The organism is Streptococcus parasanguinis (assembly GCF_901875555.1).
Lineage (GTDB): Bacteria > Bacillota > Bacilli > Lactobacillales > Streptococcaceae > Streptococcus > Streptococcus parasanguinis_H.
In genome coordinates, this window is record NZ_CABFMD010000031.1 from 125,213 (window position 1) to 138,718 (window position 13,506).

General features: G+C 40.8%; 15 protein-coding genes. 12 read left to right on the top strand and 3 right to left on the bottom strand.

Going from position 1 to position 13,506, the window contains the following annotated elements; genetic code table 11:
• The 11 genes from JX304_RS06820 to JX304_RS06870 all read left to right on the top strand — a co-directional run bounded on the left by JX304_RS06820 (position 1) and on the right by JX304_RS06870 (position 9,992).
• Complete coding sequence (locus JX304_RS06820; protein WP_205011822.1) at positions 1–636, top strand: putative bacteriocin export ABC transporter; 636 nt, start codon at positions 1–3, stop codon at positions 634–636.
• A gap of 509 nt (positions 637–1,145) precedes the next feature.
• Entirely contained in the window at positions 1,146–1,850 is a 705-nt protein-coding gene (locus tag JX304_RS06825) for an ABC transporter ATP-binding protein (RefSeq protein ID WP_205011823.1), read from the top strand.
• Positions 1,851–1,853: 3 nt separating this feature from the next.
• Entirely contained in the window at positions 1,854–2,951 is a 1,098-nt protein-coding gene (locus tag JX304_RS06830) for a hypothetical protein (protein WP_205011824.1), read from the top strand.
• Positions 2,952–3,034: 83 nt separating this feature from the next.
• Positions 3,035–3,439, top strand: a complete 405-nt coding sequence (locus JX304_RS06835; RefSeq protein WP_205011825.1) for a PaaI family thioesterase — start codon at positions 3,035–3,037, stop codon at positions 3,437–3,439.
• The gene (locus JX304_RS06840) at positions 3,414–4,166 is read left to right on the top strand and encodes an HAD family hydrolase (protein ID WP_205011826.1); all 753 of its coding nucleotides are present in this window, start codon (positions 3,414–3,416) and stop codon (positions 4,164–4,166) included. The genes JX304_RS06835 and JX304_RS06840 overlap by 26 nt, the downstream gene beginning before the upstream one ends.
• Positions 4,167–4,283: 117 nt before the next feature.
• A complete protein-coding gene (locus JX304_RS06845) occupies positions 4,284–4,619 on the top strand; it encodes a zinc ribbon domain-containing protein YjdM (RefSeq protein ID WP_003016288.1) in 336 nt (111 codons plus the stop codon).
• Between the two features lie 43 nt (positions 4,620–4,662).
• Complete coding sequence (locus tag JX304_RS06850; protein WP_205011827.1) at positions 4,663–5,286, top strand: Pr6Pr family membrane protein; 624 nt, start codon at positions 4,663–4,665, stop codon at positions 5,284–5,286.
• 274 nt (positions 5,287–5,560) lie between these two features.
• Positions 5,561–6,079: a bifunctional pyr operon transcriptional regulator/uracil phosphoribosyltransferase PyrR gene (gene pyrR / locus JX304_RS06855; RefSeq protein ID WP_003001719.1), complete on the top strand. Its 519-nt coding sequence runs from the start codon at positions 5,561–5,563 to the stop codon at positions 6,077–6,079.
• 46 nt (positions 6,080–6,125) lie between these two features.
• Positions 6,126–7,049, top strand: coding sequence for an aspartate carbamoyltransferase catalytic subunit (locus JX304_RS06860; protein WP_205011828.1), 924 nt, complete (start codon positions 6,126–6,128; stop codon positions 7,047–7,049).
• A gap of 124 nt (positions 7,050–7,173) precedes the next feature.
• Positions 7,174–8,265, top strand: coding sequence for a carbamoyl phosphate synthase small subunit (locus JX304_RS06865; RefSeq protein WP_205011829.1), 1,092 nt, complete (start codon positions 7,174–7,176; stop codon positions 8,263–8,265).
• Complete coding sequence (locus JX304_RS06870) at positions 8,262–9,992, top strand: carbamoyl-phosphate synthase large subunit (protein ID WP_205011830.1); 1,731 nt, start codon at positions 8,262–8,264, stop codon at positions 9,990–9,992. Before JX304_RS06865 ends, JX304_RS06870 begins: the two co-directional genes overlap by 4 nt.
• A gap of 36 nt (positions 9,993–10,028) precedes the next feature.
• Here the strand turns inward: JX304_RS06870 and pepT are convergent, their stop codons facing one another.
• From pepT to JX304_RS06885, 3 genes are read right to left on the bottom strand one after another with little or no spacing between them, the layout of a single operon-like run.
• Positions 10,029–11,249: a peptidase T gene (gene pepT, locus JX304_RS06875; protein WP_205011831.1), complete on the bottom strand. Its 1,221-nt coding sequence runs from the start codon at positions 11,247–11,249 to the stop codon at positions 10,029–10,031.
• Between the two features lie 2 nt (positions 11,250–11,251).
• On the bottom strand, positions 11,252–12,073 hold the full coding sequence (locus JX304_RS06880; RefSeq protein ID WP_205011832.1) for a Cof-type HAD-IIB family hydrolase: 822 nt from the start codon (positions 12,071–12,073) through the stop codon (positions 11,252–11,254).
• Positions 12,070–12,825, bottom strand: a complete 756-nt coding sequence (locus tag JX304_RS06885) for a LexA family transcriptional regulator (RefSeq protein WP_205011833.1) — start codon at positions 12,823–12,825, stop codon at positions 12,070–12,072. Before JX304_RS06885 ends, JX304_RS06880 begins: the two co-directional genes overlap by 4 nt.
• A 195-nt stretch (positions 12,826–13,020) precedes the next feature.
• Here JX304_RS06885 and JX304_RS06890 point away from each other — a divergent pair, with 195 nt between their 5' ends.
• Positions 13,021–13,458, top strand: coding sequence for a GNAT family N-acetyltransferase (locus tag JX304_RS06890; RefSeq protein ID WP_205011834.1), 438 nt, complete (start codon positions 13,021–13,023; stop codon positions 13,456–13,458).
• Positions 13,459–13,506 lie beyond the last annotated feature (48 nt).

Here is a 13,506-nt window from a genome sequence, read left to right on the forward strand (position 1 = left end):
ATGATCGAATTAAGAAATATAAATAAAGGATTCGATAACCGTATTGTTCTAGAGAATTTAAATTATAATTTTTATGAAGGGAATTCTTATGCTCTGATAGGTGCGTCTGGTGCTGGAAAAACCACATTACTAAATATTATTGGTAAATTAGAAGAAGCTGATTCTGGAGAAATAATTGTAAATGATATTAATCTAAATAATATTAAAGAAAAGGATTATTTCAAAAATTATCTTAGTTATTTGTTTCAAAATTTTGGTCTTATCGAAAATAAGTCGATTCAAGAAAACTTAATGTTGGCTTTTATTGGAGAAAAAATAAGCAAGTTGGAAATGCAAAAGAAAATGAATGAAGCTTTAAAAAGAGTTCATCTTGATGTAAATCTAAATCGTAAAATATATACTCTTTCAGGAGGAGAAGCTCAACGTGTAGCTCTAGCTAAAACAATTTTAAAAGATTCACCAATTATATTAGCAGATGAACCAACTGCATCTGTAGATCAAAAAAATAGTGAAGAAATAATAGAATTAATATTGAGCTTAAAGAAAGAAAATAAAATTATAATTATAGCTACTCACTCTCCTGACATCTATAACCAAGTTGATCATATTTTAGAAATAAAAGGTGAACAAAAATGAAATTTAATTATACAAATATATTGCTACAGTTAATCATCTTTATAAATTCTTCTTTTATCATATTGACACAAATGAACAATGTTAGACAGCCTGTTAAAATATTGATTCAATTCATTTGTTTATTGAGTTTTTTATCTACTGTAATTAACTTCTATAATTATTTAAAAGTAGATAAAGATTAACATGATTGAAAATTAAGATTTTAAACAAAGAGCTAGAAATATCTAGTTCTTTTTTATCTTCAAAGATAAAATGTGCCTAAAGCATTGAGAATGTTCCATTCGTGCTTGAATCTGCTTTAAAAAAGTACTATAGTATAAGCATAAAATACAATTGTAATCTTTCATACTGTGAATAGAAAGAAGGCAAGATATGAAATTACAATTTAGAATCCTTATAGGAATTTGCTTCTTGATCGGTGCCTTAGTCTTTGCCTTTCAAAAGGAATGGTTATACGCTTTGCTGTTGCTTTTAGTTGGGGCTTCTTACCTTTATAAAGGAGTGCGTCGATGAAGAGTGAGTGTTTAAACATCAAGGGGCTAAATGTTTGGTATAAAAAAGACAAGCCCGTTATAAAAGACACGAATCTGCTTGTACCCAATCATTCTGTAGTAGGGTTGATTGGACGAAATGGAGCTGGGAAGACAACCTTGCTAAAAGCTTTAAGTAGTGTTTTTGATCATCGGCAGTATGCAGTTGAGACTGTTACCTTAGAAGATAAGGTGACCTCCTTTCATACGAATTTCTATAAGAGCCGTACCTATACAGTTTTTACTGAAAACAATAGTTTTTTAAACTGGGATTTTGTTCACTATTTTAATTTTGTCTGTCGTTTGTATCATCGAAAGAAAGATGAAACGTTATTGCAGGACCTGATCTCAGGTTTTCATTTTGAAGAATTTCTCAACACCGATATCGGTAGTTTGTCAACGGGAAATAAGAAGAAAGTCTTCTTGATCACAGCTTTTTATCTCAAACCTCCCCTCCTTATTTTGGACGAACCATTTGATGGCCTAGATTTTGATGCGACAGAATTTCTATATGGTTTACTATTGCAGTATAAAGAAGAAGGCGCTATTCTGATGAGTTCGCATATCGCAGAGAGTATCGTTCGAGTCTGTGATACAGCTTATACTATTGAAGATGGTCACCTAGACGCGATCGAATCGAATTTAGAAGATTGGTTTCATGTCGTCAATCGTCAGAGGGGGTAGAGCATGCTACTAGCAATTTTTAGAGATTTGGTATCCAAAAATCGGCTCATCTTGTTCTTGACTTCCTTAGCCTTTGCTCTTTATTACCATCTTGTTGGGGCCAAATTTTCTACGAGCTTTCAAATCTTATTGATCAGTACGGCTATTGTCACTGCTCTATCAACCTTTCAATTGCTCTATTCCTACTTTTCGATGGACAGGGTCCAGGCCTATTACCAGCTTCCGTTGTCTCTCAATCGTTTCAAAGGTTCTTTTCTGACGGTAACCTTTCTTCTCAATTTGTTAGAGTGCGTGCTGTTATTGATCCTCTTTTTGGGAGTCAAGTTAGACCTGCCACAATCCTTTAAGCTTGTCCTCCTATCTTTACTGGTGGTATTGAGTGTGTTTTATGTCTTTATCCAGTTCAATACAAGGCCCAGTTTTCTTGGAGGGGTGCTCATTTTTGTAACGACTGTTCTTACAGTCTCTTCTTTATGGGTCCAACAAGTGTCCTATATGATCTTACTGTCAGCCCTCCTTGCTGTCTTAATTTTTAAAAATGAGGACCTGGTCGCGATTTCAAAAAATGATCAGTTGCTCGTCGCAAAGAGAAGAAGTGGCAATTATTTTTGGCTTTCCTTATTTCAAGAGCGCTATTTTTCCATCAATTTTGTCTTTACTCTCATATTCCTACTTCTCATTCTGATACAGGATTATGATGCATCTTTAAAAATTATCATTCTTTTAACGATGGCTTCTGTCAATACGCCATTAACCACCCTCATTTCCGCGGATAAAGATTTGATTGATCATGTTAAGTCCCTTCCTAAGAGTCGCTTCTTTTACTTGATGTATTACCGTGTATTGCTGACTTATTTCTTAGCTGTGAATCTATTTGTTGCTCTATTATTAAAAATGGTGGTCATGCATGACTTGGGGATTCTATTTTTACTAGGAGTCATGATTCTAGCAGTAATGGAAGCTTTTTTGCACTTACTTATTGAAATCTATTTCCCTTTAAGAACATGGATTTTAAAGAGGGAATGTTGGAAGCACCCACGAAAATACATTGTTCCTAGTATCGTCTTCTTACTTAGTTGGAGTCTCCTTTTCTGTTTCTAAGGAATTGCTCCTTCGCTTGTATCTAGATCTTAATTGTAGTATGATAGAGGAGTTGAAAAGATGCTAGAAAAGGTGGCAAGTATATGAAAGATTTTCACTTTGATGCAATTGCTGCATTTGAAAATTACGAAATCGAAAAGATGAGAGATGGCCATGTAGTGGTGACAACCAAGGTCGTTGATTCCTCGCTCAATTATTATGGAAATGCGCATGGAGGCTATCTCTTTACCTTGTGTGACCAAGTCAGTGGCTTGGTCGTGGTTTCTCAGGGGGTCGATGGTGTGACCTTGCAATCCTCCATCAATTACTTGAAAGCAGGACGTCTGGGGGATGTCCTGACCATCCATGGTGAATGTGTCCACAGTGGGCGCACGACTCGCGTTGTGGATGTCGATATTACCAATCAAGACGGCGCCAATGTCTGCAAGGCAACCTTTACCTTGTTTGTTACGGGAGTGAGAGATGAATCCGCACAAGTACGCATTTAAAAACTATATTTTTGATTTTTATGGAACCTTGGTCGACATTGAAACCGATGAGGACAGTCCAGTCTTATGGGATACCATGGCCCAGATCTACCAATCCTATGGGGCTAATTATACAGGGGAAAGCCTGAAGGCCCGCTATAAGGTGTTGGTGCAACAAGCTGAAGAAGACTTAGCCAAGGAAAAACAAGTTGCCCATCCTGAGATTGATCTGACGGTCATTTTTGTGCAATTGTATTTAGAAAGTCATCCTAGTGGAAACAGTGTTGCCCACCTCAAAGAGTGGGGACGTTTGATTGCACGGACCTTCCGTGTCCTTTCTCGCAAACGATTGGAGCTTTATCCACACACGAAAGAGGTTTTAGAGGATATGAAAGCTGCAGGTTGCCGGATTTATCTCTTATCCAATGCCCAAGCAGAATTTACAAATCCTGAGATTGATTTAGTAGGCTTGAGAGAACTTTTCCATGCCATTTACTTGTCATCAGATGCAGGTATTCGCAAACCTCAGCCAGAGTTCCTCTTGGAAGTGCTGAAAGAACACCAGTTGAACCCTGAGAAAACGGTCATGGTGGGGAATGACTTTACGACTGATGTCGCCGTTGCCCAAAGTATCGGTATGGAGAGTATCTTGATCAATACCTTCCCATACTCTGATGCTGAACTGAGCGAGAAGAATCAAGCAGGCGTGCGCGTGATTCGGGATATTCAAGAATTGCAAGAAGATTGAAAGATATCATCCATGTAAGGAGGCCAAGTTGTCTCCTTTTTATACAGTCAAGCCAGATTTGTCAAATATTCTCATTCATGGTATACTATGGGAGTTAATTTTGCTAAGGAGATGGAAATGAATAACCTACCAAACTGTCCAAAATGTAACTCTGAATATGTCTATGAAGATGGGGCGCTCTTGGTCTGTCCAGAGTGTGCTTATGAGTGGAACCCGGCTGAGGTCGAAGAAGAAGAGGGTGTCGTAGCGATTGACGCTAACGGAAACAAATTGGCTGATGGCGATACGGTGACCTTGATCAAAGATTTGAAAGTCAAGGGTGCACCAAAGGATTTGAAACAAGGAACGCGCGTGAAAAACATCCGTATCGTAGAAGGCGACCACAACATCGATTGTAAGATCGATGGCTTTGGCGCAATGAAACTCAAATCAGAATTTGTGAAGAAGATCTAAAGATAAGAAGAAGGGCTAGCCCCTTTTCTTTCAGGAGAATACTATGAAATTCAAACTATTGTTTATCTATCGTTTTCTATTGTTTATCTTCAGTGTGCTCGGCGTTTATCTGCAACTGACCAAGCATGGTGGCTTTGGTATGATGCTTTATTACACCATTTTGTCAAACATGTTGGTCATGTTTTTCATGGGAGATATGGTCTGGCGCATGCTTCGTAGTCGTTCGACCCAGACCCAGGGCTACCTTCGCATGAAGGGGGCAGTGACCATGGCTATTATGATTACCTTTGTTATCTACCACTTTATGTTGGCGCCTCTTGCGACACCAGAGAAGTTTTATCGTTTGGAAAACTTCCTTTGTCATTACATTGTTCCTTTGATGTTCTTCTTTGATACCCTAGTGATTGATAAAGCCAAGCAATACCGCAAGTTCGATCCTTTCCTTTGGACCTTGATTCCCCTTGCTTATATGCTCTTTGCTCTTCTCAATGGTTTGGTCCTGAAGTGGCCGATTCCAGGTGCAAAAGATAGTCCTTTTGCTTATTTCTTTATCAATGTCAATAAATACGGCTGGGCTTTTGTTGGTAAATGGGTGGTGATCATCTTTATCGCCTACCTCTTGGCTGGCTATGTCCTCTATGGGATTAAGAAGATCAAGCGGAAATAGGCTGTTTTTCAGTAAAAACCGAACATTATTTAGACGAAAAGTCATATCTTTAAATTTTTTTAAAAAATGTTGAGTTTTTTCTTGCATGTCGTTTGAAACTGTGATATAGTTATCTCAATTAAATAAATCCTTTAATCCTGTCCCGTGAGTCAGGCAAGGAGACTGTGAAAAACAATGGCTAGGAGTATAGGGCGAGACTATATCCTCTTAGACCATTCATTTGCTGAACCTCCTTGAAAAAGGAGGTTTTTCTTTTACAACTAAGGAGGACTGAATGAAAACCAAAGAAGTCGTTGATGATTTGACGATGAAACGGGCCATTACCCGCATCACCTACGAAATCATTGAACGAAACAAAGATTTAAGCCAGATTGTGCTGGTGGGAATCAAGACGCGCGGTGTTTACATTGCTCGCCGGATCCAAGAACGCCTCTCTCAGCTGGAACAAATTGATGTCCCTGTTGCAGAACTCGATACCAAGCCTTTCCGAGATGATATGAAGGCAACAGAAGATACGACGGTTTTACCAGTTGATATCGCTCATAGAGAAGTCATCTTGATCGATGATGTCCTCTATACAGGTCGCACGATTCGCGCTGCCATTGATAATCTGGTCAGTCACGGTCGTCCTGCTCGAGTAAGTCTTGCGGTTCTAGTCGACCGTGGGCATCGGGAGTTGCCGATTCGTCCTGACTTTGTTGGGAAAAATATCCCGACTAGTAAGTCAGAGGAAATCATTGTCGAAATGGTGGAGCTAGACGGCCAAGACCGCGTCCTCATCAAAGAAGCTTAAACAAATTGTAAACTATTTGCATTCACATTTTAAAAGGAGAATCAACATGTCTGAAAATCAAATCGCTCTTAAAAACCTTGTCTCAATGGAAACTCTTACCAATGAAGAAGTAATGGCTTTGATCAAACGTGGGATTGAGTTCAAAAACGGAGCTAAAGCATCCTACGAAGACCAACACATCATCTCAAACCTTTTCTTTGAACCTTCAACTCGTACCCACAAAGCCTTTGAAGTGGCAGAGTTGAAATTGGGATGTGATCTCCTTGACTTTGATGTGAAGACAAGCTCTGTGAACAAAGGGGAAACACTTTACGATACCATCTTAACCATGTCAGCTCTTGGAGTGGATGTTTGTGTCATCCGTCACCCTGAAGTAGACTACTACAAAGAATTGGTTGAAAGTCCAACGATCACAGCCTCTATCGTCAATGGTGGGGACGGTTCAGGTCAACACCCAAGCCAAAGCTTGCTTGATTTGATGACCATCTACCAAGAATTCGGTCACTTTGATGGCTTGAAAGTTTGTATCGCTGGGGACTTGGATCACTCACGTGTGGCAAAATCAAATATGCAAATTTTGAAACGTTTGGGTGCGACCCTCTACTTTGCAGGTCCAGACGAATGGAGAAGTGCAGAATTTGAAGATTATGGAAAATTTGTGACGATCGATGAAGTTATTGAAGAAGTGGATGTGATGATGTTCTTGCGTGTGCAACACGAACGTCATGATTACGAATCACTCTTCTCTAAAGAAAACTACCACCGTCTTCATGGGTTGACACAAGAACGTTATGACCGTATGAAAGATACTGCGATCTTGATGCATCCAGCACCAGTGAACCGTGACGTTGAAATTGCGGACCACTTGGTAGAAGCTCCTAAATCTCGCATCGTAGAACAAATGACCAATGGTGTCTTTGTCCGTATGGCCATCATTGAAGCCGTCCTTAAAGGTCGCGGAGCAAAATAAGATAACTGACAATTCATTGAAAGGAAAGAAAGAGGACAGAGTAGACAACTACATGGAATCTGACTTTCCTTTTTTTGAGGAACTGTGATAAAATTGGAGTAGTGTAATAGAAGGGAGGGGTTCAATGAAACGATTATTGGTTCTAGAGGATGGGACTGTATTTGAAGGAGAAGCCTTTGGTGCAGACCTATATGTGACTGGTGAGTTGGTCTTTACCACAGCCATGACAGGTTATCAAGAATTGCTCACGGATCAGGCTTTTAGTGGCCAGATTCTCTCCTTTACCTTCCCGGTTATTGGCGCAGCAGGGATCAATCGGGATGATTCTGAATCCATTACACCCACTTGTTTAGCGGTAGTGGTTCAGCATCTAGTGGAGATGCCGAGCAATTGGCGGCAACAGATGACCTTGGATGAATTCTTGAAGCGAAAAAAAATCCCTGGGATTGTAGGGATTGATACGAGGCAGGTGGCAAAAATTGTCCGCAAGTATGGACGGATGAAGGCGACTGTCATTAACAAGGGAGATTCGATCGAGCATATCTTGGATCAGTTGCGTGCGACAGTCCTTCCAAAAGACCAAGTGCGTCAAGTCTCGACCAAAACGGCCTATGCTGTACCTGGATTTGGAAAGAGTATTGCCTTGATTGATCTAGGGGTCAAGCACTCTGTCTTACGCCAGCTGAGTCAAAGGGACTGTAATGTGACAGTCTATCCCTATGATATCTCTTATGATGAACTGATGGAACAGCAACCTGATGGGGTTATTTTATCCAGTGGGCCTGGCGATCCCCATCAGGTGAAAAGACTCTGCTACTTGATTAAAAAGCTCAATGGTCAGATTCCGATCTGGGGCATGGGCTTGGGAGCTCAGTTGTTAGCACAAGCTTACGGGGCTGAGCTAGCTCCCATGGAAGTTGGGCATTTCGGTTTAAATATTCCTGTGCGTGAAATTGCGACAGGAAAAATCGAGATAACCAGTCAAAATCACTTGTATAGTATAGCGAGGGACAGTCTGCCCCATGATTTATTGGTCACACATGAAAATGTCAATGACCATAGTATTGAAGCCTTTCGTCATCGTTACCAACCAATTTTAGGGGTACAGTTCCAAGTAGATGCTAGTCCAGGTCCAAGAGAAAATCTCTATTTTTACGATGAATTTTTAGAGTTGATTGATGCAAAAATTCACGAAAGTAGAAGGGAGAAGGAATGATGAAACAAAACCAGAAATTGCTTCTCCTGTGTGGAGATTCTTATCAGGATATTAGCCTTTTAGCTGCGGTAAATGAAGCACAAAAACTCAATGCCAAGGATGGGAATGCTCTTGTCCTTTATCTGGGCGAAGAAAATGCTATTACCCAAGAAGCTGCAGATATAGTTGTAGTCTGTAAGCTCAAGCTGGATGCTCTTAGGATGACTCTTCTTTCTTATACTGGATCTCGCTTGCTCCTAGCTTTTGCGGATAAACAGATTTTGAATCTCTTATTTCGTTTGGAAGAAACTGGTTTTTTCAAAGAAGTATCGATTACGATTGTCGGACCTAGCCTCCAACGCTACAGGAACTTTTATCAGCAGGCAGATCAACGACGTCTCTTTCAAGAGCTGGGCTATCAGGTACCGGCTTCAGCACTGATTGGTTCGGTTCGAGAAGCTATCGAGTTTTCTGAAGGCATTCAATTTCCTATTATGATCTGGCCAGTAGCGAGTAAGCAAGGGCAAGGGCGAAAGATCGCTCATAACCTGGATGATTTATGCGAAGCTGTAGAAATGGGACTTTCGGTCTCTCCAAGTCAGCAGTGTTTGCTGGAGTTTTCGACTTATGGCTTTAAGGAACTGGATTTTGTAGTCATGCGGGATCGTGAAGACAATCACTACTTGGCGGCCTCTATTGAAAGCATTGATCCTGTTGGGATCCATTCAAGTGACTCTTACCAATTTATGCCAGCGGTCACTCTGACTGACCGGGAGTTTCAAAATCTTCGTGAAGCAGCGATCCACATCAGTCGCTATTTGAAGCTAACAGGAGCCATCTCCATTAAGTTTGCCTTGGATCCGACAAGCTACGCTTTTTATATCTTAGAGGTTAATCCATTTGCTTCAGATAGTATCTCGATAGCCTCTATGGGCTTGGGCTATTCCTTGTTTGAGCAAGGCGTGCAGCTGCAATTGGGGCGCTCTCTCGAGCATTTGCCTCACCCCTTATTAAAGGATCTAAAGGCCGTTTACGAACCGAGTTTGGACTATATCTTCTTTAAGATCCCGATTTTTTCGGATGCTGCTAAAAATGCCCGTCTCAATACCCAAATTCACTCTTATGGGGCAGTTTATGGATTTGGAAAGAGAATAGACGAAGCCTACCAACAAGCCCTAGAAACCCTTAAAGATAAGAACTTGCTGACGATTTTTCCTGAGGAAATGAGCGATGATGAGTTAATCCAAAAAATAGCTCGTCATATGCCCCATCGGCTCTTCTATAGCTTAGAGGCACTGAAACGTGGTTTTGAGTTTGAAGAACTCTTGGATTTGAGTAAATTAGCACCTGTTTATTTGCAGGTCTTGGCCAATCTAGTGGAGTTAGAAAAAGGAGTAGAGGCTGATACAAGTCCAGCATTTCTTCCGGTTGAGCCATCAGCTGGCTTATATGAGGTCAAAGCGGGAGCAGCCTATTATCTGACCCATAACGGGACCAATGAATCATTCGGTTTGGATGCTGCTTGTGTCTTGGTGGATGATCTAGAAATCCGCGATGAGCGTTTTTACCAAAAGGTGCGAAAGCAGGTGAAAGAAAAAGGACAACAGGTGATCTTACTCACCAATCGTCCTTTTACAGAATCATTGGCAGATAAAGTCTATTATCTTCCTATCAATGAGACAAGTCTTAAACTGATTCAGACCATTGATCAGGTCAAAGATATTATTAAGCTTTCTACAATACAATAAAGGATCCGGACAATCTATCCGAATCCTTTTTGTTACTTATTTTTTGGTCACAATACCGATAATGGTATCAACAGCGCGTTCCATGGTTTGAAGACTGACGTATTCAAAGCGACCGTGCATATTTTCGCCACCGGCAAAGATATTTGGTGTTGGGATTCCCATAAAGGAAATCTTAGAGCCATCTGTCCCACCGCGGATTGGTTCAATGATTGGCGTGATTCCAAGATCTTCCATGACTTCCTGAGCAAGGGTAATCGGCGTCATATCTTTTTCAATCACTTGCTTCATGTTGTAGTATTGATCTTTGAGGGTAAGGAGAACGCGTTCGCTACCAAGTTTAGCATTCATCTGATCGGCAATAGCTTGCATGAGGTCTTTGCGTTTCTCAAAACTTTCTGTTTCAAAGTCACGAATGATGTAGCTGGCACTTGCTTCCTCAACAGTTCCTTCAATGTTCATCAAGTGGTAGAAGCCTTCATAGCCTTCGGTTAATTCAGGACGTGCTCCTTCAGGGAGTTTGTTATGGAAATCAATGGCCAGTTGAAGGGCGTTGATCATTTGACCTTTGGCTGTACCTGGGTGGACATTGCGTCCCTTGAAGGTGATTTCAGCTCCAGCTGCTGAGAAGGTTTCGTATTGCAGCTCACCAAGCGGACCACCGTCAACCGTATAAGCGAAGTCTACATCAAAATCTGCCGCATCAAATTTGTCTGCACCGACGCCGATTTCTTCATCTGGACCAAAGCCGACACGGATCTCCCCATGTTTGATTGCAGGATGAGCCGTCAGGTATTCGATAGCCGTCATGATTTCAGCGATACCAGATTTATCGTCCGACCCTAGAAGAGTAGTACCGTCCGTCGTGATCAAGGTTTGTCCCTTGTAGTTGTTCAAATGGGCAAAGTCAGCTGGATCCAGTGTGAAACCAGAGTCTCCTAGAGCAATCACACCCCCATCATAATTCTCAACAATTTGAGGATTGACGTTTTCTGCATTGAAGTCAGCGGTGTCCATGTGAGAGATAAAGCCAATCTTGCGGGTGAAGCTTGGATCATTAGCTGGAAGTGTTCCAATAGCATAACCGTTTGGCAAATAGTAGACGTTTTGAAGACCCACGCGTTTCATCTCAGGGATCAAGACCTTGGTTGCAAAATCAACTTGTGATTGGGTACTTGGAGTGGTTGTAGAGTTTTCGTCTGAACGTGTGTTGACCTTTACATAGGTAATAAAACGATCCAACAGATTTGCGTATTTCATAATCATTCTCCTTTTTCAGTTTCAATTAATTTGTGAATAGCATGGGCCACGCCATCCTCATCATTAGTCAAGGTGATGAAGTCAGCTATTTCCTTGACTGCAGCATTGCCATTTCCCATAGCGACGCTATAGCCAGCAAAACGAAGCATTTCAAGGTCATTATTAGCATCTCCAAGAGCCATAACCTGGTCTCGACTGTAGCCTAATGTTTGGCTTAATGCTTGAAGAGCAGATGCCTTGCTGGCACCTTTTGGTAGTACTTCAAATAAGATGTCCTGCGAGCGAACGGTGTTGAAGTCCGTCTCTAATCCAGCCTCGTGCTGAGCTTGGAAGGCATCAATAGCAGTAGGCTCACCCACGTACATAGCTTGAAAAATCGGAACAAGGTTGGGGAGATCCTCTTCTGAGACAGGTGTCGGTTTGCTATTTACGATGCTGGCATCCATCGTAACCAGTTCACTGGCTTCAGGTGCGACTACTAGGTAATGATCCATGTCAAATAAGGTCAGCTGGACGTCTGAATCTTTCGTCAAAACATGCAACCGGTGCATGTCCTCAAGGCTTAATTCTTCCTTGCCAATGATTTCCCAATTCTGAGTAGACAAGGTTGTACAGCCATTATTGATAATCATGTAATAGTCGCCCTCAGGTAGATCAATTGTTTCAAAAATAGGACGTACACCTGATAAGGGACGGCCTGTACAGATCACAATGTCATAACCGGCTTCATGGGCCTGGTGAAGGGCTTCAATATTGGCTCTTGAAAGGGACTTGTCTTCGTGAAGAAGAGTCCCATCTAAGTCAATCGCAATTAATTTAATCATTTGATCTCCTCCAGCTCGAGAGGAATAAAGCCGTCTATAACCTTTCCAATCACTCCAGGTTCCTCATCCAGTGGAATGATCTGATCACTATATTTTTTATTGAGGGAAACCAGTCGAATACCGTTGGCCTCACGAAAGACACGCTTAATCAAGGTCTGCCCATCAAAGTCAATGGCATAAATAGCCCCTGCCTGATCGTAGTAGGTTTGCTTGACTAACACAACAGCTTCTTTTTCATATTTGGGCTCTAGAGAATCCGTATGAATCCAAAAAGCCAAATCGTAAGGAATCTTTTGATCAAACCAAACGATATCAGCTTGCTTCTGATTTTGGTAAGCTGCAAAAGAATCATAGACAGAATATGAGTGGTATTGTTTTTCAATTTTCTGTCTTTCTTTCTGATGGGTCAAGAGACTTTTTCCGTAAGAAAGAAGATTTTCTTGATTTCCTTCATCGAGCTGTTTATACAATCGTTCAATTTCTGAATCAATGACCACAAAATCATTGCGTAATCGAGGGTCAATTTCAGCAACTGCTACCTGAAAAAAGGCAGCAATCTTCTCCAAATTTTCAGGAACGGGAAGAGAAGTTCCTTTTACATATCCAGTCAAGGTGCTAGCAGGAATTCCAGTAATACGAGATAATTCGATCTGTTTTTTTCCTTGTTCTTTCAGTAATTCTCTAATTTTTTCCGATATAATCCGTAATGCCTCTTTGTCTTGAGGACTTGCTTTTCCACGACCTCTGGCCAACGTACTCACCTCCTTGTATTTACCTTTTCTATTATAATGAATTAAATCGAAAAAGTAAATAGAAATCCCTGATAAATGTGAAAAAAGATTGATTTGATATAAATCGGATTTTTAATTGAAATTTTATTTAATTTCCCTTTACTTTTTGAGGAAAAAGTTCTAAGATAAAATCAAAGATTTCATGGAGGTTGTGGTATGATTCGTACTGTTCAAGTCAAAGATGCCCCTCAAATTAGAGATTTGTGTCACCAAGCATTGGGGTATGATTCGACCCTTGAGAAAGTAGCAACTCAGATCGATAAATTTAATCAGCCAGATTCGGGTCACTTTTGTTTTGTTTACGAAGAGGACCAAACAGGCCATATTCTTGGTTATGTCGAAGCAGAAGCTTATGAAAGCCTCTATAGTGATGCCGGTCTAAATATTTTAGGTTTAGCGGTTTTCCCTTCTGCTCAAGGACATGGGATCGGTCGCCAATTGATGGAGCGAGTTGAAGAACTTGCCAAAAGCAGGCATTATGCTTTTATCCGTTTAAATTCTGGATCTCATCGAAAAGAAGCCCATGTCTTTTACAAACGAATAGGCTATGAGGGAAATAAAACGCAGAAGCGATTTTTGAAAATAATGGATTAAGATAGGCAAAGGCCTATCTTTTTTGTTATAATGAAGAGTACGATTAAA